We start from the raw sequence: 24,013 nt of genomic DNA, 5'->3' as shown, positions 1-24,013 counted from the left end.
GGTTCTCATATCACTAGTGTAGACCGTTCATTCAACTCAGGTGCAGGTGCCGGTGAGAATTTGATCTGCGTTAACGCAGTCACCTACTCAATGTCCTACGCTTACCGAAATGGCTGCACAACAAAAACAAGGATGACGTATGAAAACTGTTATTAGCGTAAGCCAAGGCTCTTCGGAATACGATTACGATCTGGAAACCGAGTTTTTGGGGCAGTCGTTCCGGGTTATTCGTGCAGGAACTGACGGGGATCTTTCTCGCGCTGTCGCACTTCTGAAAACCTATCACGAACGCGCCGATGCATTCGGCCTCAGTATGGTTTCCGACCATTATCAGGTTGGCTCGGTAAAACTGGAGCATCCGGATACCGCCAAGCTTGAAGCCTGTATTCCGGACAAACCGATCACCAGTGGAGCAGGGCTGAGGGGTATTCTTCAAGAGTGGGCTGTGCGCCTGACCCAAACGGAACTGGGGCACTTCTTTGATAATGCCCGGGTTCTCTTCCTGAATGGACAGGCTGGCTATAGGGTAGCAAAAGCCCTTTCCGAGCATACCGATAATCTGTTTTTTGCCGACCCTTATATGGATTTTGGCGTGCCCCGGTTGCTTACCTCCCTCAAGCAGTTGGAAACATACAGCTCGTTGACTGCGCCGATAATGTTCCGTCCATCAGCTGTCAAGACGCTTGAAGCGGTTCTCCGCACCCCGCTGTACCGGTTGGGAGAAGGGTTGATCAAAGGCTCTCTGCAACAGGCAGCTAAAGATGCCCACGTTATTGTTGCCCACATGGGAGATCTGGCGAATTTTACCGAGAAGGAGTTGGACGGCAAAACCATCATTACGTCCCGTGTAACTGAACAAGCGATGGACTGGCTGCGCTCCCGCAAAGTTGCCATGGTCGTGGATTACAGCCCATGGCTGGAAGGCAGGCCGCTGGGTGTGAACGTGATGGAAGCCATGATCAGCGCGGCATTGTCCCGCTCGCCGGAGCAACTGGGTGCTGACGATTATCTCGGCGTAATTCAGAGCTTGGGAATAGAACCCCGAATCTTATACCCCAACGGCTACCGGAGGATAAACCGGTTCGCCTTTGTGATTCACCCACTGTCACAGCAGTATCTCACCAAAACCCGGCCTTTGGACTGGGTGGCCAGCGTGTCACCACCGATGGTTATGAACCTTGTGGAAAAAGCTGTCGCCTACGCACCACCGTTTATCTATTCAAAAGTAACCGGCATCAAATCGCCCACGGGAGACGAGGTAGAAGGCTGGTTGATTACCGTAGGCGGCACGCCGAAAGAGATCATGGCTCACGATCCTGAGTTTACCTACCGCCGTTTGCTGGCGGCCGCCGATCTCGCTAAAAGGCTGGGTGCCCAGATTATGGGGTTGGGTGCATTCACCAAAGTGGTGGGAGATGCAGGTATTACCGTCGCCAAGCGGGCGCCACTGCCTATCACCACTGGCAACAGCTATAGCGCATCTGGAGCCCTTTGGGGGGCCAAAGATGCGGTGAAAAAATTGGGGCGTGCCCAAATTGGTGAGAGCGGAAAGATGGCTGGCAAGGCCATGGTTGTTGGCGCGACCGGCGCAATAGGGTCTGTATGTGCGCGGTTATTGGCCAAAGCGGTGGATGAGGTTTATCTGGCGGCCCCAGAGCCTGCCAAATTGCTTTCCCTTAAAGAGAGCATTGAACAGGAAACCCCCGGCGCTATCGTGCATGTGGCCGGTTCTGCCGACCGTGATATCGAAGATATGGACATGATTGTGACAGCGACCTCCGGAGCGGGTAAACGAATTCTGGATATCACCAGAGTAAAGCCGGGTTGCGTGATCACAGATGTGGCTCGACCTTTGGACATATCGGCTGAAGATGTTGCCAAGCGCCCAGATGTGCTGGTTATCGAATCCGGCGAGGTTCAGTTGCCGGGCGATGTCCACATGAAGAACATCGGCTTGCCCGCTGGAGTTGCCTATGCATGCTTGGCGGAAACCATCGTGTTGGCGCTGGAGGCACGGTTCGAAAACTTCACGCTTGGTCGTAACATCGAGTGGGAAGAAGTGCGTGATATCTATAAGCTTGGCCTAAAACACGGTATGACGCTGGCCGCTATCTCGGGCGTGAACGGTGTGTTCAGTGAGGAAGACTTCGAACGGGTGAAAGTGTTGGCGGCTAAAAGCGATGCTGGCGCTCCCCAGAGCTAAAAGCGAACGATTAACACGCGACTATCTGATGTTGAACGGCCCCATCACGGGTCCAGCCACCAGCCATAACCATACTCCCGAGATACATGCACATATTCAGCATACCAAAGCTAAAGTGATCGGACTAAGGTGTAGCCGTTAACATCCGAATAAAAGGAATCTAAATGTTGTCGAAAACAACCCCGGCCCGCAGCGGCGGGAAATGGCCCCTGATTACCGCTTGGCTCGGTGTGGTTTTGCCGATTAGTGCTGGCGCGCTGGTAGGTTCCTCGGGGCCAGCTTATAGAGCTGAGATGATCGCATTGAGTACATCCTTCACATGGCTGCGCCAGAGTGCGCAGCTTGCGATGGCCGCCGCAGTGTTTGGTCTCGTAACTCTGATACTTGCCGGTATACTCCGGCGATGGCGCCCGGCGCTTGAAGCTACGGCAACCACCCCTTGGTTCGGCTTTAAAGACGACGTAGCCATCCGCATCACGGCTAGGCAAGAGCGACTTGGGTACCAATGCGGAGCGTATTCAGGCTTTTCTTGAAGACCTGAAAAAGCAATAAATCATTGTTCAGGTACAGTAGGGGTTATACTCTGAGGAATTAGAACGTAACGCTTCTTTTTTCAGGTTGGCGAGCCTGATTCCTTCAGTGTGACCCATAATGACATCACCTTTACGTCTTCGTTACCAAACAATTGAGTTCGGCAATGTGGACATTCACGTTTGCACATTGCGTGATAACCAGCAATTCGACGACCCCAACGACATCGCCCTAAAACTGGGTATTTCCTCGGCCACCTGGCCTTTGTTCGGGATTATTTGGCCATCAAGCCTAGTGCTTGCCCACCACATTGTGAACCATCACACGGAGGGCAGGAGAGTTCTGGAAATTGGCTGTGGAATGGCACTGTCCAGCTTGTTGTTGAACCAGCGTAACGATGACATTACGGCGACCGACTATCACCCTGAAGTGGGTGTTTTCCTGGAGCGGAATACTCAGCTCAATCATGGTAAGGCTATAGGTTACCAACGGGTTGATTGGGCAGATAAAACCAGTGATTTAGGTTTGTTCGATATTATCATCGGTAGTGACGTTCTCTACGAAGACGAGCATGTAAACCTGCTAGCCGACTTTATTGATCGGCATTCCAACCCCAACAGTGAAGTGATTCTGGTTGATCCCGGAAGAGGGCGGAAGAACAAGTTCTGCAGACGTATGGAAACGCACGGGTATAGCTTTTCACAAGAAAAGCCCGAGCATACCGACTATCTGGAAAAGCCTTTTAAGGGGCATATACTCAGGTTTTGGCGGGGTGATGTGTCATGTTAGTTGGCTAAAACTACTTGATGCTCTTATCAAGCGCTTCCTTGAGTCCAGCAAACGGGTTGTGCGTGGCAGCTTCCCGCCGCTTCTCCGAGCTGCCTCCGTAGCGCACGAAATCCTCAAACTTACTGTGCTCTTCATCGTGGCAGTACACGCAGAGTAATTCCCAGTTACTCCCATCGGCTGGATTGTTGTCGTGGTCATGGTCAACATGATGCACGGTAAGTTCGCGTAAATTAATGCGGGTAAACTCCCGGGCACAGCGCCCGCACACCCAAGGGTACATTTTTAGTGCGCGTTCACGGTAACCACTTTCGCGCTTCGCAATATAATCACGCTGCTCAGCCAGTAGCTTGTCTACCTTGCTTGTGCTGCCGGTATTGTGGCTCATGATTGTTTTCCTCAAATACAGCGCGAAAGCATGCCCAATACTAATTATGGTCCCTGCTTACACAGGGACCCAATCCACATAATAGTCCAAAAGCAACCGGGCAAGCTCTATCTATAAGCTTCAGCGTTCGGCTTATATACCCATGCAGTTAGCGTAGTAGGTTGTGGTAGCCGGCCAGTCTGAAAAGATTCCGATTACCCCCACTTCCTGAGCCAGCACATCAATCACTGTGAACATGTCACCGTCGTTGTTGATGGCATCGGTTACGCTCTGATAGTACCACCCGCCTCCAGAATTTAGTGGACCGCTACGCTCAAGTGACCAGCCAATCAGGTCAAGGCCTGCGGCTTTGGCGTTGATAGCGTATTCAGATGGTACAATGTCGTTGTTGCTGTTCAGGGTCAGCATTTTCCAGATTGCAGGGGCCAGCACAGGAACCCCTTGCTGAACGAGTTTCTCCATGTATTCCAGAGACACGTTTTCAGGAGAGTGATCGTCTTCATCAAGGAAGACAGCTTGTTTGCCGAAGTCTGGAGTTTCATTTACCCAGAAAATCACGTCTTCCAGCCGAAATGACTGCGGCCAAACATCGGAAGGGTTAACGCCCGCCTGACGGTATTCATTGATCATCTGGCGCGCATAATCCTGCTGCGTGTAGTTGCCTTCAAAAGGCATATCGACCACCGGGGTTTTCAGTTCCGGAGTGAATTGAACGCCCAGCTCCTTGAGCAGCTCTATGCTCTCGCGGTGGCTAAGCAGAGTGCCGTTTGTTGAATATAAATCGGTTCTCCAATCCGCAGTGCCGCCCAGGTATTCCTCCGGAGTCGTTGCGTCCGGGTTAAACGCATCCATCTTTCCCTTGAGCGATTTGAACTCGGCCAGCGTAATGTCGCTTGTGCGGCATTCGGCTTCGGCCTTTTGGCCGGTGACCGGGTTCGCGGGCGTGAAAGGCTTTGTGCACTTGGCGTTCAATTCCGGCACAGCCACTATGTTGGTGGTGGTGTGCAGGTCATTCTGGGCGTGGCGGCACACGAGTTCCCTGTCCTTGGTAAAGGCCACGTCACACTCTACAATTCCGGCGCCCATTCTGGCGGCCGCTATATACGATTCGCGGGTATGCTCAGGAAACTGCATGGGGGCGCCCCGGTGACCAATGGAGAAGGTCGACGAGGTTACCGGCTTGGATTCACATGCCTGTAAAGATTGCTTCAGTTTGCCTTCGTCCATGTTGTTAATCAGGAAGTAAGGCCGGGGCCCAACTTGAACCAGAGCCTGACTCTCGGAAGGCGTGGCTTCAGGTGCGCTGGCATTGTGATCCATGGTGCTGCAGCCAGACGTCAGCGCAATAGAACCCGCGAGCAGTGACAGGGAAAGTGTACGTTTCATGACAGAATCCTTCTGTATTTTTTGTTTGAATTTATATTACTGGGCTAAACATTAGTGGCCACCTCATTGTTGGTCAACCAACCACCAGCTGTGGTTCGTCGCACTCGATGAGGGCCATGGAGTCGGGCAGGTTTGCCCGCTGTTTCCGTGGGACGGAATTGGTGTAAAAACGATCAACGTATTTGAACGTGGCCACTTTACAATGTGCGTTCAGAGTCCATTTTCTGTGGTCTGCCACAAGCATACGGGTTCTGGTATTGGCGATAATCGCACGGCTAACTTCCGCTTCGCGGATTTCGTGATCCATCAAGCCTTGCTCCAGATCCATACTTCCAGCACTGAAAATACCAAAATCGGTCGTGAAGGAACTGAAGAAGCTCGTGACCTCAGGGCCAACCACATCGTGATGGTTGTGCCGGTAAATCCCGCCAGACACGATAACCTCGATACCCGGGTTACCCGATAGAGCCGCCGCCACGCTGAGGTTGTTGGTCAGAATTCGAAGGGATTGGTGATGAATCAACGCTTTCGCGACCTGCTCAACCGTAGTGCCAACCCCTAGACTAACGGTAGCGCCTTCCGGAATATCGGCTGCAACGCGTTTGGCCATTTTCTGTTTGGCTATCTGGTGGGCAGGCTGCTCATCATGCAGGTAAGCCAAGTTAGGAGCTGGCTTTGCTGGGGGCAGGCTGACACCGCCATAACGGCGCCTTAACAAACCCAGTTCGCACATTTTGTTGATGTCGCGGCGAATGGTTTGCGTGGTAACGCCAAAGCGCTGGGCAATGTCTTCAACTTCGACATGCTCTTGTTCATGCACCCATTCTAGGATGCAGCGCTGGCGTTCTTTGGCACTCATAAGAATAGGTGCTCGGTTAGGTGCGATGTTGCAGCCAAGCCTCTGCCATTTCAGCAAAACCCAGGCCCGAGTGCTGGCTAACAATCGCCGCCGGTTGGTGGGTCATACGGGGCAAATGCTTGCGAATGTTGGCCACGCCTACACTCATTGGAAAGCTACGGAACATGCTCTCGTCATTCGGCGCATCACCGATGAAGATAGAGCGTTTCTGCAAGGTCTCGATATCCAGCCCCAACAAGTCTTGGCCCACTCGAAGCGACATAGTGGCTTTGTCGAAGTCTCCGAGCCAAATGTTGATGTGAATAGAACTTTGCCGAACACTGAAGCCCTGAGCGACCAAAGGATCGTGAATGGCTGCCACTTGTTCAGGTGAGAGCGATTCCTGCTGGTTGTAGTCCACCGCAACATCTACAAAGCGGAAAGGTTGGTCTGTGGCCAGCTTGGCTTCGAAGTCCAGATCCAATGCGGCAACCGCGTTTAGTATGGCTTGCTGGTCGCGGCGATGTTTTACTTCGTTTTCCCAGAAGTGCCAGTTAACCGTTTGCGGGGCCGTGCGTTCCGCATAGAAGGCTCCGCCTTCACCAATCACCGCTTTAACCGGCCAGGTACGAATGATCTGGTCACACCATCCTGCGCAGCCACCGGTTACCGGAATGACACTGATACCCGCCTCCGCCAAACGGCAGATTGCTAGATAGGTTTCTGGCAGCAGCCGGCCACCGGTGGTCAGTGTATCGTCCACATCGGTGAACAGAATGTCGGCGTTGCCAAACTCAATACTGTCTTTCATAGCGCTCGTTTTCCAATTAACAGCACGAGTGCCTGCCGCGCGAAAAGCTCGGGCGACAGGCGACCCAGAGTCAGATGACCTTTTTGCGCAACACGCTTGTTAGTGCTTCACCCAAAATGACCAACACAACAATTGCGAGCAGGATAGTTGCAACGGTTTGCCAAGCGAACATGTCGATTGACCCCTGAAGAAGCACCCCGATACCACCAGCACCCACCAGACCCAACACAGTGGATTCACGGATATTAATGTCCCAGCGTAGAATAATGATGGCAAAAAATGCCGGCATTACTTGAGGCACAATCGCATACAGAACCACTTTCATTTTGCTGGCCCCGGTCGCTTCCATAGCTTCCACCGGGCGACGGTCGATTTCTTCAATCGCCTCACCCATCAGCTTGCCAATGAACCCGACCGAGCGAAACATAACCGCCAAAATACCAGCGAGTACACCCGGGCCAAAAATGGCCACGAATAGCAGTGCCCAAATAATGGTGTTTACGGAACGGCTAGAAACCAGAATGAACCGACCAATCCACAAGGTGACCTTGTTCGGCGTAGTGTTCTGCGCTGCGATGTAAGACACCGGTAAAGCGATAAAAATGGTCAATATGGTGGACAGCGTAGCGATATGGACCGTTTCCAGCATGGCGGAGAATATGGCACTCCACTGACTGAACTCAGGTGGCCACATACGTGCGCCCAGGCTCTGGATTTGATTGGGAGCATCCCATACCCAAGGCCAAAAGATGTCGATGTCCCGGACTGCCCATACAACAGCGATGAGCGTGACCAAGTAGACCACATAGCGCGTTAGCTGTTCTTTGCGGTCATAGCGAGACCAAACTCGATCAGACAAATTTTCAGCGTTATCTACCATACCTTTTTCCTCACCCATCCGCTCAAACCTTCACTGACCAGAATGATCGCGATAATCATCAGCAAAATGGCAAAGGCGAAATCGTAATCGTAACGCCCGAATGCATTCATGAGAGTGCCACCAATACCACCAGCACCTACAATGCCTACAACCGCTGAAGCGCGTAGGTTACTGTCGAGCTGGTACATAGACAGCCCAATCTGGCGCGGCATGATTTGCGGAAAAACCCCGTAAACCAGAATCTTCATGTAACCGGCGCCTACCGAACGCATGGCTTCAACCTGACCCCAATCAATCTCTTCGATTTCCTCCGCCAGCAGCTTGGCAACAAACCCGATGGAATAAAGAGTAAGGGTCAGAATACCCGCCATTGGGCCAAATCCGACCGCAGCAACAAACAGAATGGCCACGATCACCGGGTGGAAACTGCGAGAGACGATAATAAGCGTTCGCCCCAGAATATAAACCGGCAGTGGTGCTACGTTCCTAGCCGCCATTACCGCGATGGGCACAGAAAGGAGAACCCCCAGCAGAGTCGCCAAGAACGCAATTTGGAAACTCTCCTTAAATCCTGTCCATAACAGCCCGGCGCGTTCAAAGCTGGGAGGGAAGGCGCCACCAAAAATTTTTCCAGCGCGAGGTAAGCCTTCGGCAATTCGTTGCCAATCAAATGGCAGCGTTGAGAATGCCCAGTACAGGTAAGCCAGAGTGATTGCGACCAATCCATAACGAACCCAAGGGTTGGCAATGAACGGTGGCTTCTTCCAGACCCTGCCCGAATTTGCATCGATTGCAGTTTTGCCCGGTGTCATGCCGTCGCCTCCGGGGCAGGCGATGCCTGCTGTCCTGAGTCACCCCCATCTTCTTCCGGCGACTCGATACCGCCATAGATGGCATCCAGAGCATCCTGGTTAAACTCTTTGGGTTCGCCGTCGAAAATCATCTGGCCATGTCGCATACCAACAATACGATCGGTGTACATCCGGGCCTGAGTTACGTTGTGAATGTTGATCAATACCGGCAAGGACATTTCACTGGCAAGACTTTGCAGCAGGCTCATGATCTGCTGCGAGGTCTTGGGGTCTAACGAAGCTGTTGGCTCATCCGCAAGCAAAATCTGGGGCTCCTGCATCAATGCACGAACCACCGCGACGCGCTGGCGCTCACCACCAGATAACTGATCTGCACGTTTATCCGCGTAGTGGGCGATACCCACACGTTCCATAAGGCTGAAAGCACGGTCGATATCGGATTGCGGAAAGCGACGAGTTAAGGCTTGGAAAAAAGAAACATAACCCAAGCGCCCGGAGAGCACGTTCTCCATAACCGTTAAACGATCAATCAGGTTAAAGCCCTGAAAAACCATACCGATACGACGGCGGGAATGGCGTAACTCGCTTCCGCGAAGACTGACCAACTCATGGCCGTTCAACTTAATCGAACCCGAGGTCGGCTCAACCAACCGGTTGATGCATCGCAGCAGCGTACTCTTGCCCGCACCGGATGCGCCGACAATCGAAACAACGCTGCTACCCTCAACCTTCAGGTTCAGGCCTTTGAGCACAGGGTCGTTTTGCCCGTAACGTTTTACGAGGTTGGTAATCTCTAACATGAGGTTCACTCCGGGTAGAGCCTCCGGCACTTGGCCGAAGGCCCTTGTTCTACTTATTTAAGATTGTCGGGGGTGTACTGAACGCCGTTGGAGGCTTGGATGGTGCGAATGACCTTCCAGTTGTCTTTGTAGTTGATGGGAACGAAGGTCTCGACGCCCTCAAACTCCTCTCCTAACTCAGTACCTTTGAACTTAAAGGTGTAAAACGCTTCGCGAATCTTTTCGACCAGATCAGGATGCAGGTTGTGCGCGTGGTTGTAAGACGTTGTCGGGAAACGGTCGGATTCCCAAACCAGACGCACATCGTCTGTGTCGTAAAGGCCACGAGCAGCCATACGCTCAACAACCTCAGAGGCTACCGGGGCAGCATCGTAGTCTTTTGCGACCACACCAAGCATCGATTGATCATGGCTGCCGGAGAAGGAAATTTCATAGTCGTCACCCGGTACGACGCCCATTTCCGGGAACAGCGCTCGCGGTGCCTGGTTGCCGGAGTTGGATGTGGGTGACGTGTGGGCCACTCGCTTGCCTTTCAAATCTGTGATTTCGTGAATATCCGAATCTTTATGGGTGAACACCTGCAGCGAATAGCCGAACTGGCCAGAGTCTGAGCCCATCAGCGCGAAAGGAACTGCGCCAGCCAGATTAACCGCGAAAGGCGTTGGGCCTGTGGAGAACCCGGCGATATGCAGGCGGCCACTGCGCATGGCTTCTACCTGAGCCGAGTTGGACTGCACGGCAAAGAAACGCACATCCCTGCCGGTCACTTCAGAAAGGTGATCAATGAACGGCTTCCAGATATCGGAGTAGATAGCAGGATCTTCAACCGGTGTGTACGCAAAGATCAGGGTGTTGGGATCGTTCCACTTTGACTTGTCCTCAGGTAGATCTGCAACCAGATCGCCGTTTTCATCGCAGTACAGAGCGTCAAGCGCGCCGCGTTCACAGTCAGCTAGCGCCTGACCACTGAAACCTGCCATAAAAACGGACGCAGCCAAAGCAGCAGAGGGCAGTACCCCGGGAAGCATTTTTTTATAGAAACTCATTGTGATTCTCCGTGGGGAGCGGACCATGCATGGTGACTCCATGCAGAACATTGAACATCCGGGGCGGACCGGCTCCATTAGTGTTTTTGTTACTAGATGTTCAATTGAACATTCATAGTAGCAGCAACCTGACGTGAGGCAAGCCCATTAGCCCACCGAGAATCGCTTCGACAGTGTCATCGTAGCCTTCGCAGGCTACGAAATCGCCAATGCGCCTTTTCCTCTTGAATTCAGGATCAAAGTCATTTTGAAATAATGATGTCGCTGTCGTATTGTGCGAAATGCCTACGTGGTAAGTGCAGCCCTTACAATACAATTTGCGGTCGATCAAAGGCCTGCCATACCTCACTCAAGCAAGGTGTTTCATCGTACCGAGGAAGCTGACATGAAATGGATTGTACTGGTCATTGTTGGGGCTGTAGTGGCCTACTGGCTTTATCAGGGTCGTCGTAAGAACAACATCGAAGATCCCGATATGAAGACATTCGAGGAGAAAGATTACTACCTAAAAAAAGATGATGATTCATCGTCTAATGATAGGAACCCACGACACTGATTTTTCAGGGGGGATTGCACGCCAACGCCCTAACTTAGGTCAAGCCGCTGATCCAGTTCAACCAGCGGCTTATAACCTTTTTACTCAATTGTAGTAGGCTTCAACCTTACCTTTCATGGTCATCATAAGCGGCTGTCCGCGACGGTCTAGCGCTTTCGGTGAGGCGATTTTAATCCAACCTTCACTGATGCAATATTCCTCAACGTTGGTGCGCTCTTTACCGTTCAGCTTGATGCCAATATCGTGCGCGAAAACGTCAGCGACATGGTGCGGGCTATTGGGATTTCTTGAAAGCCTATCCGGCAGTTCTGGCAATGATTTGGTATCGCTCATGGTAATGACCTGCATTGATAAAAAGGAGCGCCATTCTAGAGAAAAAGGGGTGGGTGCTCAATCATAGTAGTGGGGTTACCCCGTCTGACAATTAGCTTATTGCCTCTGAATTAGAACCCGTTGGATGACATTGGTAGCGCCCCTCCAAGAACAGGCTGCATTAAAGAAAACCATACCTTTCAACCTTTTATGATATGCGATGCGATTACTAACGGCGGAGCTTGCAGAGAGGTCTGCAAGAGGCTGGTCAAATGATCTCTTTTACAATCATGTTTCGAACCAGCTCAACAGCATCTCTGTCGTTGCCAGCCACAGCCACCCAAACCTTGCTTTTGCCTTCTCCCATAGCCAGGCATTTTACGACCACTCGGTTGCCTTTGTAGGTTCCGTAGATCCCGTATTCGTTCTCGACCTGGTTTTCCAGGCAAATTTTCTGAAGGGCAAAAGAGCTCTGTATTTCACAGGCTGCTGCAGATTTATCGAGATCTTTAAACCAGGACCAAAGTTCTGGTGCTTTCTCGGGTTCCTGGGCAAAACATGCACCACTGAATAAAACCAATGCCAGAATCAACTTTTTCACGCACGTTCCTAGTCTTGAAAATTAGCCCCATCTCAGGCATCTAAAGCCAGCATCAGCTGCAGCCTGAAACACATAGAGTCTCGTTAGCCATCACCCTCTATTTTTCTCAATCACCTGCAGAAGATGCAAACTGGCGATTGAAAGCGCGGCGACAGCAACATTTGTTGTTACAGGGTTGAACGCGCCACCCAGAAGCGTGGGCTGAACCAGCACTACGAATGCCAACAACCCAACCATTGCGACTAATGTAAGCAGTATTGGCCAGCGCTGCCGCCAAAATATCAAGATAGCAACGCCCATGGCAATCTCTAATACACCAGCGATAGTGGCCAACTGAACTGCCTCAGAGCGTGAAAACCCTATCGCCATGTTCATTGCCAGCTCATCGTCATGGGGGTAGAGCAATTTGGGAATCAAGCCTTGATAGAACCAAATAAAAGCAATGGTGCCCCGGCATACTGCGTAGCTTAAAAGAGGACTATTCACCCAGAAACCTTGAATCATGATCTTTGTTGGGGATGACACAAACATCATAGCGACCGAACAGCTTGTAGCGGTTTAATGCAATTCGGTCGTATAGCCAGTCTCGAATCACTGATGGCACAACCCAACCAATACAGGCCAATGGCCACGGCCATGGCAGTTCACGCATTACCCTGAAAAAGGCAGCAGATTTGGTATAAATATTCGGCCCCTCAGCAAGTAGCATGGTGTCGTAGTAGTCCGTCGGGAAACCGTGGGACCGAAGAATCGCCTGGCCTTCAGGTGATTGAACGGTCGCTAATTTAAATCGACGTTTTTTATCGAACCTGATAAGGAAGCGCGCCCATGCGGCGCACAATCGACACACCCCATCGAACAAAACCACAGGCTCCTGCGTAGCAACATTTGGGTGGGATTGCGGTTTCTGTTTCATATTAATGTGGCATTATCGGTGCGTCTCGATTGAATTGGGGGGAACCCGAACCGGATTTCCTTCGGCATGATGGAAACAGATTCAAAGCCCGGATCTGCGATAACTTGGTCTGTAATACGCAGGCAGTTTCTGGTTAAATCCTGCCCAAGGCATACTGAACCGCCTGCTCGGCATGTATTTCTGTGGTGTCGTACAACTTAACCTCAGTATCCGAGCTCTGGATCAGCAGACCAATCTCCGTGCATCCCAAAATCACGCCCTGCGCACCGCGTTCAGCCAATGAGGCCACCACATCCAGGTACATAGCTTTTGAATCAGGCTTGACCACACCTTGGCACAACTCATTGTAAATCACAGAGTGAACAATCTCCCTTTCGGGCTCGTTTGGAACAACCACTTGGATACCGTGATCCTGAAGGCGTCCGATGTAAAACGTCTGCTCCATCGTAAATCGTGTTCCCAGCAGCCCCACACAGGTTATCCCATCCTTTTTGAGCACGTTGGCCGTGGCATCTGCGATGTGGAGGAGGGGAGCGTTTACTGAGCGTTCAAGTTGGGAAGCGACTTTATGCATGGTGTTCGTACAGAGAACCAAAAATTCTGCGCCTGCCGATTCAAGCGACTGGGCGACTGATTCCAATATGTCCCCTGTTGCCTGCCAGTTCCCTTGGTGTTGCAGTGCCTCAATCTCTGCAAAATCCACGCTATAGAGAACAAGCTTTGCCGAATGCAGGCCGCCGAGCTCGGCTCTTACCCTCTGGTTGATCAAGCGGTAGTAGGTTTGCGTCGATTCCCAGCTCATTCCGCCAATTAGACCTATTGTTTTCATGGAGAGCCTCGGTGTAGTCAATTTGAGTGGGGGCATCACCTCAATACTAGGGCACCCGGTGGACGGCTGTCACGCTAGGATCCTCCGGGATCAGAGCCAATAAGTCGGTAACCCCAATATCAACGCCTGCTTGTGAGAGCAGGGTAGACACTTGTCCCCGATGGTGAGTCTGATGATTAAAGAAGTGAAGAATCAGACTCGAATACCGCCTGTTGGCCGGAACTCCCTTGGTGTTGTGGTAGCTGAGAACGAAATCCAGATCACTTTCGGTCAGCTCGGCTATCCAGTTAATGATTTGCTGGTCTAGCCAAGCCCGATGTTCAGATAGGCGACCAATATCGTCAAACACTGTTTGGCTTAGGCTTGTCGGATTTGGAAGGTTAGCGACCTTCTGCAAGGAACTCGCGCAGGATGGATGAGTGGCAAAGCGTTTTAGCCAAACAGTATCACCAACCAGAATATGATTAAGCGTGCCCAGAATGGAGCCAAAAAAGGCACCGCGGTCTTCCGCCAATTCTAATTCAGAGAGTTGGCCTGCGGCCTCGTAGATCTTGGAGTTCATCCACTGATTGTAAGTAGCTAACAATTCAAAATGCTGTTTTAAGCTCATCAGTGTTGCTCTCTTGGTTAATATTCAGTCGACCAGTGCTGACTCGGTATCGGGAAACCCCGGGAGCTCAAAATTATCATCTTATGATTGGTGTAGCTCAACAGCTGCTTCCTCCCTCTCTCTGCGGAGCCGTCGGCCTGACGGATCGCTACAGCGTGTTGTGGGAGCAGGGGGGTGATCCCCGGCTACACGATTGGCCGTGAACCGCACGGACTCAAGAAAAAAGCCATAATTGCGAGATGCTAGCAATGACACACCATAGCACCACAATAAGCGGAGATACTCGCCACACTACAAGTAGACCGAAGGCGACGAGCACAATAACCAAATCTGCCGAGCTGGTTATGCCAGATGTGAAGATGGGGTTGTAAAGGGCGGCTGCTAATAGGCCAACAACTGCCGCATTAGCCCCGGCAATAGCGCGGCCCGCCGTCGGGTGGCGTGAAAAAACACCCCAGAACGGGAGAACGCCAGCCACCAAAAGAAACCCCGGCAGAAAAATGAAGACCAGCGCCGTAGCTGCCATAAGGTAAGTATTCTCCAAAGGCGACACTATCGCGCCAAGGTAAGCTGAGAAAGCAAACATAGGCCCGGGAATTGCCTGAGATGCGCCGTAGCCAGACAAAAACTGCTCGGAAGCGATCCAGCCAGTCGAAACGACGGAATCTTGGAGCAGGGGGAGGACTACATGACCGCCACCGAATACCAATGCGCCCGCTCGATAAAACGCCTCAACAACTGATGCGAAATCTGGTTTCCCCGTTGCAATAAACGGTAAGCCAAACAGCAGGGCTACAAAAAGTACAAGCAGCATCCCGCCGACTCGTGGGCCGTAGCAAAGTTGAAACCCGCTATCGCTTTCAGGTGCAGTTATCTCTCGTATGAAATACGCACCTATAACAGCCGCTGCTATAACGACAGCAAGTTGAGCAAAAGTAGAAGACACGAGCAATAACGCCGCAGCTGATAACACAGCAATAATTCTTCTTAGCGCATCGGAGCACAACTTCTTGGACATGCCTAAAACAGCATCGGCGACCACGGCGCAAGCTACAAGCTTTAAGCCATGCACGGCAGCCTCTCCGGTGGCGCCAGTAAGTAAGGGTATAGCGGCAGCAAAGGCTAAAAGCAGAAGCACCGACGGCAGGGTGAAAGCGATAAAAGCGGCGAGCGCCCCAAGCCAGCCTGCGCGAAGTAGTCCGAGAGTAAACCCCAATTGACTACTAGCCGGGCCGGGTAAGAACTGGCAGAGTGCAAGCAATTGCCCGAACTGCTCTTCACTCAGCCAACGACGGCGTTCAACCATTTCCGTTCTGAAGTAACCCAGATGAGCGATTGGCCCACCGAAAGACGTTAGGCCGAGTTTTAAGAATGCGAAGAACACTTCTGCAGGATTACCGGATGGCAATTTCACTTTACAATCGGATTTGAGTGCGTGTTCTGATGGAAGCCTGATCGTAGTTGTAGTGTTTGAAACGGGGACATTCCGACGGCTCCTTGTCTGTTTGCGCTATGCTAGCAAAATCGGTTTGATCTGGGGCTTTTTTTACAGCCTTAACGCCTCACGTAAATGGATGCCCACCTAAGCAAAATTTTAGCATGCAGGATGAGCTCAGTGATCAAACGAGCCCCAAAAACTTCTTTATTTCACTGGCCACTTTTCGCTGCTTTTTGTGCCCCATAGACGCCATGGATGTCACCGTATAAGGCCCATTAGTGGTATCAATATGAACAACACCAGCATGAGAGGAGGTTCCCTTTCCAGTGCGAATGGAAACTCCCTCGATTAAGGAAATAGGTACTGAAAAAGTCTTCTTTGAGATCAATCGTGTCGAGTGGATCAGCACTTCTTCTTTTTCCAGTGAAATGACAACCACTCGATAATCCAACAGGCATGAGAAAACGACGACGCAAAAAAGGATGATCGCCAGATCGACTGCGCTTGCTTTTCCGGCGAACCAGCCATACACGGCACCCATTAAAACAACACCGCAGAAGCCAGCGAGCATGCCGGGAAAACTGCTAATCTCAAGTACCTCGTTAGATGACTGAATTCGATTCATAGCAACCTCGCTCGCTGTCAGTTTCACAGGTATTTGACCACATTTTAGCTGGGCCTGTAGTGGCACCCGCTAAACTAAGGACACCCCCGTGCTTAAGGCGTTCTCAGTGTTATTGATGCGTGTCCACTGAAGTGGGGGAAGCCCACGAGGCCGTGTATTAAGCTGGAAGGCAAAGGCGTCAAGCTCCTCCTGACTGAACACCGACAGGTCGGTTCCCTTGGGCATGTATTGCCGCAACAAGCCATTGGTGTTTTCATTGATGGCTCGTTGCCAGAGGCTGTGGGGATCAGCAAAGTAGATCGCCGTCCCCGTCTTTTGGGTGATCTCAGCATGACGCACGAGCTCTCGACCCTGATCGTAAAAGCCCTTGCGGGTCTTGCTGTTCAAGCGCCCACACCATTATTTCCCGGCTCTCTTCAATCACAGCCCCATCACAACACTGTAAAACAGGCACGGTGCCTTTCGGGCTAACCGCGAGCATTTGAGCCGGCTTGTTTTTCAGTGTTATCTCTCGCAGCTCCACCTGCAGCCCGGCAAACAAGAGGCCGAGCCGGGCGCGCATGGCATAGGGGCAGCGGCGAAAAGAGTAGAGGCTATGAAGTGAAGAGGCCATGGTATTTTCGCCGTTGAATCGAGATAAAAGGGCACAGAGTCGGGGACTCCAGTGGTCCCCTAACTATCCAGAAACGCGATAAGCTTTTTAGCGACATCGTCAGGGCGCTCTTCGGTTATCCAATGCGCCGCGTCGATCCACTCCAGACGCGTGTTCGGTATCGCGCTTTTCAGCATCTCAGCGTATTCCGGCTTCTGGAACTTATCATGTTGTCCCCATAGCATAAGGGTTTCATGGGGAATATTTTTCAGTTCATCAGCAATCGCGAGGGTGTATTCCGGATTGAGCCTGCGCAGGTTTCTGAAAAAAGCTCGCTTGCCTGTTTCACCCTGCCAGGGGTGCACAACAATATCGGCAAGCTCAGAGGTGGCATTGGATTCATCATGCATGCCCTTGGGCAGGAAGTCGCGAAGCATCTGCTCCAGTTCCTGCACGCTCATCTGCTCTTCCGCCCCCGGCTCCTGTAAGGGCTTGAAGTCGGGAATCGGCCAGGAGTCGAAGCAGACAGCATCGGCAAGCACCAGCCGGTTTATGCGTTCCGGGTGATTTACCGCCAGTATCTGGGCAACACCACCGCCAATATCATGGGCCACAAGGTCTGCACAGCGCACACCCAGTGCATCCATAAGGCCGGCAAGTATTTTGCTTTGTGCCGCGATCGATACATCCGCATCAAGCGGTTTATCCGATTTACCGTAATTTAGCATGTCTGGCACGATCACCCGGTAAGTCTGCGCAAGCTGCGGGATGATCTTGCGCCAGAGCATGCCGGACATCGGGATGCCGTGGAGCAAGATCAGCGGTGTTCCTTTGCCTTGATCCAGATAGGCAATACGGTGCCCGTCTACATGCAGATATTGGTGCTCAAAGTTTGATTCACTCATCGTAGCGCTCCTTTCATTTCACAGTTCGCAGTTCACGTTTTGCAAAGTGATCTGCTGCACATTCACGCTACTGAGTGAAAGCTCAGGGTTCAAATTATATTTGAGTAATCACTCAAAACACGCCTGTGTCCATCATCCCCTTGCGAGACAGCCTGATCCAACAGAGTAACTTCCGGCCCGGTCGCTGCAGAGTTATACGGTTAGGTAACCTTCGCCCGTAAGGGTATCTGGAAATGTTAGGTTCATCTGGCAACTTCAATTATGACGGTCGACCCAATACAGGTTCCGCTGTCATTAATTATTCAGGAGGCAAACTGATGTCGAATACACATAAGACAATCAACCCTGCCACAGAAGAAGTTCTTGAAACCTATACCCTGATGTCCAGGCAAGACGCCGAGGGCATCATTGAGCAGAGTCACCATGCGTTTCTCAACTGGCGTAAAACCGGATTTGAAGAGCGTGCGGATGCCCTGCGCAAAACCGCTGCCCTGATTCGGGAGCGCCAGGATGACTACGCCGAATTGATGACCCGGGAAATGGGTAAAACCCTGGCAGAGGGCAAACAGGAATGTGAGTTGTGTGCGGCGGTTTGTGAGTACACCGCTGAACAGGGCCCCACCGAACTGGCGGATGAAACAAGAGAGCTGGAAGGTGGTCGTGCCGTGGTTTCCTATCAGCCGCAAGGCGTGATCTACGGCATACAGCCGTGGAATTTTCCGCTTTACCAGGTTATTCGTTACAGCGCTGCCAACCTTATGGCGGGTAACACCGTGCTATTGAAACATGCCAATAACGTATGGGCATGGCTCTGGAAGTTGAAAAACTATACCGCGATGCCGGCATGCCGGAGCACGCCTTCCGCACGCTGTTAATTGACCATGAGGTGTCAGACGCCGTTATCGAACACAAACTGGTGCGTGGCGTAACGCTGACGGGTAGCCCCAACGCTGGCAGGGCAGTGGCCCAGCGAGCAGCTAAAGTGCTGAAGAAGACTGTACTGGAACTGGGCAGCAATGATGCCTATCTGGTATTGGCAAATGCCAACATCAAGAAGGCCGTGCAATTATGCGTTCAGGGCCGTACCTACAATGCGGGCCAGACCTGCGTCGCTGCGAAGCGCTTTATCGTTGAAGAACCCGTGTACGAAGAGTTCAGGGATGCCTACCTGGCTGAAATGGAAAAGCTCAATTTTGGTGATCCCACACACAGTGATACCAAAATGGGCCCCATGGCTCGCGAAGACCTCAGAGACGGGCTGCATGAGCAGGTTCGCAAGTCGATTGAGAACGGCGCAACCTGTTCGTTGGGTGGTGAAATTCCCGAAGACAAAGGTTACTTCTACCCACCCACCATATTGGAAAACGTGGTGCCAGGGCAGCCAGCGTATGACGATGAGCTGTTTGGGCCGGTAGCGGCGCTGATTAAGGTAAAAGATGTAGCAGAGGCTATGCGAGTGGCAAACGACTCCATTTATGGTCTGGGCGGTGGCATCTTCAGCGCCGACGAAGAAGAGGCTGTGCGCCTGGCTCGGGATGAATTCGACACAGGTATGGTTAATATCAATGGCTATAATCTGGCCAAGCCTAACCTGCCATTTGGTGGGGTAAAGCAGAGCGGTTATGGCCGCGAACATGGCGGCTTTGGCATGCTCGAATTTGTGAATGTGAAGTCTGTGATGGTGAGCGAGTCCTGATGCAGGTATAGCCAGTACTGTGCTTGGGTAACTCCACGTTACCCAAGCACACCCCCAACAAAACCTTCAAGCTTTCCATTAGCCGGCTTATTGTCTTTGGATCAGCACCCGCTGGATGACATGACTCCAGGTGCGATCTTTTGCATCGCTGGCATGCTGCTCAGCCCGGCTCCGGGCTTCTGCCTGACCGGCGCTTGAAACAAAGGACGTAAACTGTTTGGTCACGGCCTGATGATAGCTCCTGAAAGCAGCTTCACAGCCCGCTTGTGCACCCTTGGCGATGTCTGAAGGTGGTGCGGATGTGATATGGCTGAAGCGATCGGCTTCACTGGCCATGCAGTCCTGGTACGCTACGTATTTTTCGTTAAGATTGGCACTGAGGGCTTTCTTTTCATCGGTGGTCAAATTCGGCGCAGGCGAAAGAGCCGCGCAACTGGCCAGCGACCCGCACAATGCCACCACGATGGTAGCGCCCCGCCAACGAGCAGCATCAAAGAAGCTCATACCTGTCATCCTTTTATGATGTTCATTGAGATTAGTATTCTCCCGGTAAAACCTGCGCCTAAAAATTGCAGAGGGCAGGCTCTAACTGGCCCCTGTTTGTGAAAATGTCCGCAAGTGCCAGTGTGCCTGCTTCCAGGGGGCTGCCTTTTCGGTAAACGATGGATAGCTGAACATGCTTTGGACCATGTGTCACGGGCGTCATCACCAGGGACTTTTCATACCGGCTCCCGACCACCATGTTCTTGCCAATAATGGTGTAACCCAAACCGGCCGAGATACAGCCCAAAACCCCATCCGCACTGCTCATGATCATGAGTTCATCGCTGACGCGTCCTACTTTTTGCTGCCATAAAACTGCATGGTTTCTGTAACCGCAACCTTCTTCGCGCACAAACAGCACGGGGTCATAATGGCTTCCCGCAGGGGTCACCATAACCAGCTCTTCATTCACAATAGGAATAACACAGAGCTTTTCATGTGCGGGGGCATTGCCTATGGCGGCGCAATCCACCTTGTTGTTCAACACAGCACCTACGAGCCTGTCGCTGGTGTCCGTATAGATTCTGGTCTGGATATTCGGGTAACTCTGTTTGAGCTGCTTGAGTGCTAAAGGCATGTGAACCGCTGCAAAGGTTTCTGGCATTCCCACCCTTAACTCATAGTTACCTTTATCACGCAAAATGGCAGATTTAGCCTGGTACTCCAGCTCCAGAATCTCGTCCGCATACTGGTAGAGCTGTTGCCCGCTGGGGGTTAGCTGCAGCTTTCTGCCTGCCAGTGTGAACAGCCTGGTATCCAGCTCACTTTCCAGCTTTTTAATCCGACTGGTGATGTTCGACTGAACAGTATGAAGCTTATCTGCTGCGCCCTTGATGCCACCTTCATCGACCAGGGTTTTAAAGGTCTTCAATGCCAGGATTTCCATACAGTTCTCTTAAAAAGAAATAAATGTTCTTGATAATTCAATATTTAAGATTACCAGACGGGAGTAATCTTTGCTGAAAATCATTTAATAACAGCATGGTGGGAATCTTGATGGAGCTTACACGGACCCGAGTCTACTTGGCCGGAATCTGCAGCCTGATCGTAACCGTTGGCGTAGCCCGTCTTTCCTACAGTCTTGTACTGCCCATCATGCAGAGCGGAGCAAGCCTCACCGAAGTAGGTGGTGGCTGGCTGGCGACCACTAATTTTATGGGGTACATGGCCGGGGTGCTACTTGCATCCAGGCTGCACAACCTCAACTACAAATACAATCTGCACAGGGCCTATCTTCTGCTAAGCATAGGCACTTCAGCCGCCATGGTGATGACCACGGACGTTGTTGTCTGGGCTGTATTACGATTCATTGCCGGGGTTTGTGCATCCGGGGGCCTTATCATTGCCTCCGGCCTGATTCTGAAATGGCTGGTGAAGAATGATCATCGCGCTGAATTAGGCATTCATTTCGCCGGTATCGGTGTGAGCATCATAGCCACATCCGTTTTAGTCGAAGTAATGCTCACTCTGTCGGCCAACTGGCAGCAACAGTGGTTGGCGCTGGCCGTGATGGCGGGCATTGTCGCTATTCCCGCATGGTTATGGATTCCGCACCCTCTGGTGGATGGGCAGGACGCAACGACCACAGAAGATAACCCCCCAGGCCGGGCGTTTACCACGCTCATGATGCTTGCTTATTTTTGTGCCGGGTACGGATACGCTGTCAGTTCCACCTTCATTGTGGACATTGTAGAAAGAACAAAAGGGCTGGAGGGGCAGGGGACACTGGCGTTTTTGCTGGTAGGGATTGCCGCCATGCCAGCGACACTGGTGTGGGACAGAATTGCGAGAAGAACCGGCTATCTTTATGCACTTCTGGCGGCTTACATTCTTCAGGTGGTTGGCATTATTCTGCCTGTCATTAATGACAGCTTAACGGCGTTATTGTTAAGTGCATTCCTGTTTGGCGGAACCTTTATTGCCTGTGTCAGCCTGGTACTCACCATGGCTGGAAAGTTCTTCCCAAGCAATCCAGCCCGATTTATGGGCGTAATGACACTGGCTTATGGAGCGGCGCAAATCATCGCCCCCGCCTTTACGGGGTACCTTACTGAAGCGTTTGGTAGCTACAACCTTGGATTATACTTTTCAGCGGGAATCATGATTATAGGTGTTACCTTCTTGCTGGGATTGGTGCGCCTGGAAAGACTCCCCGTGTGAGACGGGGTTCCCGAATCCTAGTGGACGCCTGTTCCTGCACCCATCTCCATGCGTCTTGCAGATTGCTATTTCCTTTTCTGAAATGCCAGCAAATACCAACATGCCAATGTTAAGCAGAGGTGCCGATCCAAGCAGCTAAGTGAGTTGGGATAGTGTGATTACAGCCGTACTTCCGTAGAGAGTGGGGTGCTCAATTTCGCAGCATAACTAACCCATGATGATCGGGCTAAAGTGTGCGTTCGTACCTGTAACCTTGTAATCTCTCGCACCTTGTCAAAACGAACCCCAGCAAAAGGAAGAACCATGCCGGCACAGACTCATTCATCCCCCCGTGGAGGTAAATGGCCAGTTATTGCGGCCTGGCTTGGCATAATACTGCTGATTCTGGCCGGGCTGCTCATGGGATTGGCTGGGCCGGCCTACAGGGCAGAGTGGATAGGCCTTGGAACTTCTTTCGGCATGCTGCGCCAGGGTGCGCAAGTCGCTTTAGGTGCAGCGGCGTTGGGGCTGATCACGCTGGTGATATCCGGGCGATCACGCCGGTGGCGCCCAGCCGTTGTCGGATTGCTGGTCAGCCTTGCGGTGTTTTTCATGATTGCCATCCCCATGGAGATGAAACACAAAGCCCAGACTGTGCCACCCATACACGACATAACAACCGATATGGAGAACCCGCCCACCTTTGTTTTGCTGGCCGCTGCCCGAGAGGAAGCGCCCAACGCGGTGGACTACCCGGGGGAAGACACTGCCACCCTGCAACTGGCGGCTTACCCTGAGTTGAAGCCGATTGTTCTGGACGGTTCACTGGCGAGTGCTATGGATGCAGCAAAGGCAGTGCTTCAAGTACGGAAATGGGAGCTTGCCGGCACAACTGAAAACACCCTAGAGGCTACAGCAACCACTCGCTGGTTCGGGTTCAAAGACGACGTTGTAATCCGGATGACGGAAACCCCGGCGGGTGTTCAGGTAGACATGCGTTCTGCCTCAAGGGTAGGGAAGAGCGACCTGGGCGCAAACGCCGTACGAATTCAGGCTTTCCTTGAAGACCTGGCGAGAAACTCTGCCCTTTGACGTACGGGGTGCGATAGCCGTTTAGGACGGCGTTATGGTTCCGGTCACCGGAAGACCGGCCCTAGAAACGTGGTAGGTGCGGCGACCCGCTTCTCGGGTTCCTCTGACGTGCTTACTTCAAAGGTAATATTGGTAACCTCACCCCGGAGGCTTGCAGGATCCATTTCAAGAATGATCGGGATTTCTCTTTTCTCACCGGCTCTTAGCTTGACTTCGTCCAACCCGGACATGTTGATATCCCTGGTACCTGAGACGTGGATAAAGGCATATCTCATTTCAGTTGCCTTATTCGTTAGATTAAGCAGATAACTGTTTTCAATGTTTTTCGAGCCGTTATACCGAAAAAGCCCCCTGTCTCTTTCGATCTCCAACGCCATTAACGGTCGCGCCATCAAAACTGGGGGAAGTCCAGGATGGACTTCCCCCAATAAAATGGACACGCCCCATCAGTTAATTCCCTCGAACTCTATCGGAGTCCGGTAACCAAGGCTACTGTGCAGCCGCAGGCTGTTATAAAAGCGTTCAATATAGTTACTTATATGTTTCCGTAACTGCCGCATTGTCACGAAGCTGGTGGCATGCAGCAATTCTCCCTTCAACGTCTTGAAGAAGGACTCCACCTCCGCATTATCCGTGCACTGTCCAGGTCGGTTCATGCGTAAGCGCTCCACGAACCCC

27 protein-coding genes and 3 pseudogenes are annotated in these 24,013 nt (G+C 52.0%); 7 read left to right on the top strand and 23 right to left on the bottom strand.

The features are described 5' to 3' along the window. Positions 1-139 precede the first annotated feature (139 nt). The 3 genes from KO508_RS09995 to KO508_RS09985 all read left to right on the top strand — a co-directional run bounded on the left by KO508_RS09995 (position 140) and on the right by KO508_RS09985 (position 3,523). On the top strand, positions 140-2,203 hold the full coding sequence (locus KO508_RS09995) for a dehydrogenase (protein WP_216008183.1): 2,064 nt from the start codon (positions 140-142) through the stop codon (positions 2,201-2,203). Positions 2,204-2,367: 164 nt separating this feature from the next. Next, positions 2,368-2,736, top strand: a complete 369-nt coding sequence (locus KO508_RS09990) for a DUF1499 domain-containing protein (protein WP_252738049.1) — start codon at positions 2,368-2,370, stop codon at positions 2,734-2,736. Between the two features lie 118 nt (positions 2,737-2,854). Next, positions 2,855-3,523, top strand: coding sequence for a class I SAM-dependent methyltransferase (locus tag KO508_RS09985; RefSeq protein WP_216008182.1), 669 nt, complete (start codon positions 2,855-2,857; stop codon positions 3,521-3,523). 10 nt (positions 3,524-3,533) lie between these two features. Here KO508_RS09985 and KO508_RS09980 read toward each other — a convergent pair whose 3' ends face one another. The 8 genes from KO508_RS09980 to phnD all read right to left on the bottom strand — a co-directional run bounded on the left by KO508_RS09980 (position 3,534) and on the right by phnD (position 10,481). Then, positions 3,534-3,908, bottom strand: a complete 375-nt coding sequence (locus KO508_RS09980) for a YajD family HNH nuclease (RefSeq protein WP_216008181.1) — start codon at positions 3,906-3,908, stop codon at positions 3,534-3,536. A gap of 132 nt (positions 3,909-4,040) precedes the next feature. Continuing rightward, positions 4,041-5,294: a glycerophosphodiester phosphodiesterase family protein gene (locus KO508_RS09975; RefSeq protein WP_216008180.1), complete on the bottom strand. Its 1,254-nt coding sequence runs from the start codon at positions 5,292-5,294 to the stop codon at positions 4,041-4,043. A 73-nt stretch (positions 5,295-5,367) separates the two neighbouring features. Continuing rightward, complete coding sequence (locus KO508_RS09970; protein ID WP_216008179.1) at positions 5,368-6,153, bottom strand: DeoR/GlpR family DNA-binding transcription regulator; 786 nt, start codon at positions 6,151-6,153, stop codon at positions 5,368-5,370. A 16-nt stretch (positions 6,154-6,169) separates the two neighbouring features. Next, positions 6,170-6,943: an HAD-IIB family hydrolase gene (locus KO508_RS09965; RefSeq protein ID WP_216008178.1), complete on the bottom strand. Its 774-nt coding sequence runs from the start codon at positions 6,941-6,943 to the stop codon at positions 6,170-6,172. Positions 6,944-7,013: 70 nt separating this feature from the next. Then, a complete protein-coding gene (gene phnE, locus KO508_RS09960; RefSeq protein WP_216008177.1) occupies positions 7,014-7,823 on the bottom strand; it encodes a phosphonate ABC transporter, permease protein PhnE in 810 nt (269 codons plus the stop codon). Further along, complete coding sequence (gene phnE, locus KO508_RS09955) at positions 7,817-8,635, bottom strand: phosphonate ABC transporter, permease protein PhnE (protein WP_216008176.1); 819 nt, start codon at positions 8,633-8,635, stop codon at positions 7,817-7,819. The genes phnE (KO508_RS09960) and phnE (KO508_RS09955) overlap by 7 nt, the downstream gene beginning before the upstream one ends. Further along, positions 8,632-9,435, bottom strand: a complete 804-nt coding sequence (phnC, locus tag KO508_RS09950; RefSeq protein ID WP_216008175.1) for a phosphonate ABC transporter ATP-binding protein — start codon at positions 9,433-9,435, stop codon at positions 8,632-8,634. Before phnC ends, phnE (KO508_RS09955) begins: the two co-directional genes overlap by 4 nt. Positions 9,436-9,488: 53 nt before the next feature. After that, positions 9,489-10,481 (bottom strand): phosphate/phosphite/phosphonate ABC transporter substrate-binding protein, encoded by a 993-nt coding sequence (gene phnD / locus KO508_RS09945; RefSeq protein ID WP_216008174.1) that lies wholly within the window; start codon positions 10,479-10,481, stop codon positions 9,489-9,491. A gap of 385 nt (positions 10,482-10,866) precedes the next feature. Here phnD and KO508_RS09940 point away from each other — a divergent pair, with 385 nt between their 5' ends. After that, complete coding sequence (locus tag KO508_RS09940) at positions 10,867-11,037, top strand: hypothetical protein (protein WP_216008173.1); 171 nt, start codon at positions 10,867-10,869, stop codon at positions 11,035-11,037. 84 nt (positions 11,038-11,121) lie between these two features. Here the strand turns inward: KO508_RS09940 and KO508_RS09935 are convergent, their stop codons facing one another. The 11 genes and pseudogenes from KO508_RS09935 to KO508_RS09885 form a co-directional block, all read right to left on the bottom strand. Continuing rightward, positions 11,122-11,370 (bottom strand): DUF3297 family protein, encoded by a 249-nt coding sequence (locus KO508_RS09935; RefSeq protein WP_216008172.1) that lies wholly within the window; start codon positions 11,368-11,370, stop codon positions 11,122-11,124. A gap of 247 nt (positions 11,371-11,617) precedes the next feature. Continuing rightward, positions 11,618-11,950, bottom strand: a complete 333-nt coding sequence (locus tag KO508_RS09930; RefSeq protein WP_216008171.1) for a hypothetical protein — start codon at positions 11,948-11,950, stop codon at positions 11,618-11,620. Positions 11,951-12,040: 90 nt separating this feature from the next. Beyond that, positions 12,041-12,436 carry a DoxX-like family protein gene (locus tag KO508_RS09925; RefSeq protein ID WP_216008170.1) on the bottom strand — a complete coding sequence of 132 codons (396 nt, stop codon included), beginning with the start codon at positions 12,434-12,436 and terminating at the stop codon, positions 12,041-12,043. After that, positions 12,429-12,866, bottom strand: a complete 438-nt coding sequence (locus tag KO508_RS09920; protein WP_216008169.1) for a thiol-disulfide oxidoreductase DCC family protein — start codon at positions 12,864-12,866, stop codon at positions 12,429-12,431. Before KO508_RS09920 ends, KO508_RS09925 begins: the two co-directional genes overlap by 8 nt. Positions 12,867-12,999: 133 nt before the next feature. Continuing rightward, complete coding sequence (locus KO508_RS09915) at positions 13,000-13,695, bottom strand: aspartate/glutamate racemase family protein (protein WP_216008168.1); 696 nt, start codon at positions 13,693-13,695, stop codon at positions 13,000-13,002. Between the two features lie 46 nt (positions 13,696-13,741). Then, entirely contained in the window at positions 13,742-14,305 is a 564-nt protein-coding gene (locus KO508_RS09910; protein WP_216008167.1) for a DinB family protein, read from the bottom strand. Between the two features lie 214 nt (positions 14,306-14,519). Beyond that, the gene (chrA, locus tag KO508_RS09905; RefSeq protein WP_216008166.1) at positions 14,520-15,719 is read right to left on the bottom strand and encodes a chromate efflux transporter; all 1,200 of its coding nucleotides are present in this window, start codon (positions 15,717-15,719) and stop codon (positions 14,520-14,522) included. A 205-nt stretch (positions 15,720-15,924) separates the two neighbouring features. Beyond that, on the bottom strand, positions 15,925-16,368 hold the full coding sequence (locus tag KO508_RS09900) for a hypothetical protein (RefSeq protein ID WP_216008165.1): 444 nt from the start codon (positions 16,366-16,368) through the stop codon (positions 15,925-15,927). A 69-nt stretch (positions 16,369-16,437) separates the two neighbouring features. Continuing rightward, a pseudogene (locus KO508_RS09895) lies at positions 16,438-16,728 on the bottom strand (IS30 family transposase); the annotation flags it as partial. After that, positions 16,718-16,981 (bottom strand): annotated as a pseudogene (locus KO508_RS09890) (glutathione S-transferase N-terminal domain-containing protein); the annotation flags it as partial. The pseudogenes KO508_RS09895 and KO508_RS09890, both read right to left, overlap by 11 nt. 59 nt (positions 16,982-17,040) lie before the next feature. After that, positions 17,041-17,865: an alpha/beta fold hydrolase gene (locus KO508_RS09885; protein WP_216008164.1), complete on the bottom strand. Its 825-nt coding sequence runs from the start codon at positions 17,863-17,865 to the stop codon at positions 17,041-17,043. 233 nt (positions 17,866-18,098) lie between these two features. Here KO508_RS09885 and KO508_RS19125 point away from each other — a divergent pair. Then, a pseudogene (locus tag KO508_RS19125) lies at positions 18,099-19,561 on the top strand (NAD-dependent succinate-semialdehyde dehydrogenase). 87 nt (positions 19,562-19,648) lie between these two features. On the opposite strand, the gene KO508_RS09875 reads toward KO508_RS19125, so the two are convergent. Both KO508_RS09875 and KO508_RS09870 read right to left on the bottom strand, forming a co-directional pair. Further along, a complete protein-coding gene (locus KO508_RS09875) occupies positions 19,649-20,065 on the bottom strand; it encodes a hypothetical protein (protein ID WP_216008163.1) in 417 nt (138 codons plus the stop codon). 58 nt (positions 20,066-20,123) lie between these two features. Continuing rightward, positions 20,124-20,990 carry a LysR family transcriptional regulator gene (locus KO508_RS09870; protein WP_216008162.1) on the bottom strand — a complete coding sequence of 289 codons (867 nt, stop codon included), beginning with the start codon at positions 20,988-20,990 and terminating at the stop codon, positions 20,124-20,126. A 110-nt stretch (positions 20,991-21,100) separates the two neighbouring features. On the opposite strand from KO508_RS09870, the gene KO508_RS09865 reads away from it, so the two are divergent. Together KO508_RS09865 and KO508_RS09860 are read left to right on the top strand one after the other, a co-directional pair. Then, complete coding sequence (locus KO508_RS09865) at positions 21,101-22,264, top strand: YbfB/YjiJ family MFS transporter (RefSeq protein WP_252738047.1); 1,164 nt, start codon at positions 21,101-21,103, stop codon at positions 22,262-22,264. A gap of 303 nt (positions 22,265-22,567) precedes the next feature. Further along, positions 22,568-23,335, top strand: a complete 768-nt coding sequence (locus KO508_RS09860) for a DUF1499 domain-containing protein (RefSeq protein ID WP_216008161.1) — start codon at positions 22,568-22,570, stop codon at positions 23,333-23,335. A gap of 44 nt (positions 23,336-23,379) precedes the next feature. Here KO508_RS09860 and KO508_RS09855 read toward each other — a convergent pair whose 3' ends face one another. Both KO508_RS09855 and KO508_RS09850 read right to left on the bottom strand, forming a co-directional pair. Next, positions 23,380-23,727 carry a FixG Ig-like domain-containing protein gene (locus tag KO508_RS09855; protein WP_289851847.1) on the bottom strand — a complete coding sequence of 116 codons (348 nt, stop codon included), beginning with the start codon at positions 23,725-23,727 and terminating at the stop codon, positions 23,380-23,382. A gap of 54 nt (positions 23,728-23,781) precedes the next feature. Then, positions 23,782-24,013: integrase core domain-containing protein (locus tag KO508_RS09850; RefSeq protein WP_216008159.1), on the bottom strand; the 232-nt coding region annotated here is incomplete at its 5' end.

This window comes from Marinobacter salexigens, assembly GCF_018860765.1.
Taxonomy (GTDB): Bacteria; Pseudomonadota; Gammaproteobacteria; order Pseudomonadales; family Oleiphilaceae; genus Marinobacter; species Marinobacter salexigens_A.
This window is presented reverse-complemented; position numbering and strand designations above follow the sequence as displayed.

Excerpts from the sequence above, each read along its gene's own strand:
- KO508_RS09935 (WP_216008172.1), bottom strand. The coding sequence starts at position 11,370 with ATGAGCGATACCAAATCATTGCCAGAACTGCCGGATAGGCTTTCAAGA.
- phnC (WP_216008175.1), bottom strand. The coding sequence starts at position 9,435 with ATGTTAGAGATTACCAACCTCGTAAAACGTTACGGGCAAAACGACCCT.
- phnE (WP_216008177.1), bottom strand. The coding sequence starts at position 7,823 with ATGGTAGATAACGCTGAAAATTTGTCTGATCGAGTTTGGTCTCGCTAT.
- KO508_RS09910 (WP_216008167.1), bottom strand. The coding sequence starts at position 14,305 with ATGAGCTTAAAACAGCATTTTGAATTGTTAGCTACTTACAATCAGTGG.
- KO508_RS09975 (WP_216008180.1), bottom strand. The coding sequence starts at position 5,294 with ATGAAACGTACACTTTCCCTGTCACTGCTCGCGGGTTCTATTGCGCTG.
- KO508_RS09870 (WP_216008162.1), bottom strand. The coding sequence starts at position 20,990 with ATGGAAATCCTGGCATTGAAGACCTTTAAAACCCTGGTCGATGAAGGT.
- KO508_RS09865 (WP_252738047.1), top strand. The coding sequence starts at position 21,101 with ATGGAGCTTACACGGACCCGAGTCTACTTGGCCGGAATCTGCAGCCTG.
- KO508_RS09990 (WP_252738049.1), top strand. The coding sequence starts at position 2,368 with ATGTTGTCGAAAACAACCCCGGCCCGCAGCGGCGGGAAATGGCCCCTG.
- phnE (WP_216008176.1), bottom strand. The coding sequence starts at position 8,635 with ATGACACCGGGCAAAACTGCAATCGATGCAAATTCGGGCAGGGTCTGG.
- KO508_RS09855 (WP_289851847.1), bottom strand. The coding sequence starts at position 23,727 with ATGGCGCGACCGTTAATGGCGTTGGAGATCGAAAGAGACAGGGGGCTT.
- KO508_RS09970 (WP_216008179.1), bottom strand. The coding sequence starts at position 6,153 with ATGAGTGCCAAAGAACGCCAGCGCTGCATCCTAGAATGGGTGCATGAA.
- KO508_RS09980 (WP_216008181.1), bottom strand. The coding sequence starts at position 3,908 with ATGAGCCACAATACCGGCAGCACAAGCAAGGTAGACAAGCTACTGGCT.
- KO508_RS09920 (WP_216008169.1), bottom strand. The coding sequence starts at position 12,866 with ATGAAACAGAAACCGCAATCCCACCCAAATGTTGCTACGCAGGAGCCT.
- KO508_RS09860 (WP_216008161.1), top strand. The coding sequence starts at position 22,568 with ATGCCGGCACAGACTCATTCATCCCCCCGTGGAGGTAAATGGCCAGTT.
- KO508_RS09965 (WP_216008178.1), bottom strand. The coding sequence starts at position 6,943 with ATGAAAGACAGTATTGAGTTTGGCAACGCCGACATTCTGTTCACCGAT.
- phnD (WP_216008174.1), bottom strand. The coding sequence starts at position 10,481 with ATGAGTTTCTATAAAAAAATGCTTCCCGGGGTACTGCCCTCTGCTGCT.
- KO508_RS09915 (WP_216008168.1), bottom strand. The coding sequence starts at position 13,695 with ATGAAAACAATAGGTCTAATTGGCGGAATGAGCTGGGAATCGACGCAA.
- KO508_RS09885 (WP_216008164.1), bottom strand. The coding sequence starts at position 17,865 with ATGAGTGAATCAAACTTTGAGCACCAATATCTGCATGTAGACGGGCAC.
- KO508_RS09875 (WP_216008163.1), bottom strand. The coding sequence starts at position 20,065 with ATGAGCTTCTTTGATGCTGCTCGTTGGCGGGGCGCTACCATCGTGGTG.
- KO508_RS09995 (WP_216008183.1), top strand. The coding sequence starts at position 140 with ATGAAAACTGTTATTAGCGTAAGCCAAGGCTCTTCGGAATACGATTAC.
- KO508_RS09900 (WP_216008165.1), bottom strand. The coding sequence starts at position 16,368 with ATGAATCGAATTCAGTCATCTAACGAGGTACTTGAGATTAGCAGTTTT.
- KO508_RS09985 (WP_216008182.1), top strand. The coding sequence starts at position 2,855 with ATGACATCACCTTTACGTCTTCGTTACCAAACAATTGAGTTCGGCAAT.
- KO508_RS09940 (WP_216008173.1), top strand. The coding sequence starts at position 10,867 with ATGAAATGGATTGTACTGGTCATTGTTGGGGCTGTAGTGGCCTACTGG.